This is a genomic window from Variovorax sp. WDL1 (assembly GCF_001541225.1).
GTDB lineage: Bacteria > Pseudomonadota > Gammaproteobacteria > Burkholderiales > Burkholderiaceae_C > Variovorax.
The window spans coordinates 1-378 of sequence record NZ_LMTS01000188.1; the positions used below are offsets into that span (position 1 = coordinate 1).

Annotated in this window: 1 protein-coding gene; it reads right to left on the reverse strand. The window is 70.6% G+C overall.

What is annotated here, in order from left to right; genetic code table 11:
- On the reverse strand, positions 1 to 370 hold a 370-nt coding region (locus APY03_RS25505), incomplete at its 3' end, for a TIGR03750 family conjugal transfer protein (RefSeq protein ID WP_068681346.1).
- Positions 371 to 378: the final 8 nt, after the last annotated feature.

Genomic DNA, 378 nt, shown 5'->3' on the forward strand with positions numbered 1-378 from the left:
AGCCCGAGCGCGAGATCAGCACGTGGCCGCCCACCCAGCCAGCCATCAGCGGGTGGCGCGTGGCGATGCGCCATTGCAGTTGCCGATACAGCCAGGTGTCGGGACGCCCGCGCTTGAGGCGGCGCAGGATGCCGCCGCCGATGAAGACGCCGAGCGCCACGCCCAGAACGACGAACGTCGGCGCCAGCGCGATCGTGCGGAATACCCAGGACAGCGGCGCGCCGACCAGCAGGCCGGCGGCGCCGGACAGGCCGCAGCAAATCCAGAGTTCGTCGGCGGTGAGGCCGCGCACCACAACGGGATGGCGATTGAGCCGGTGCGGAAGGAAGGTGACCGTTCCGTCCGCACGGACGTGCTGCTGCTCGGACATACCGGCCT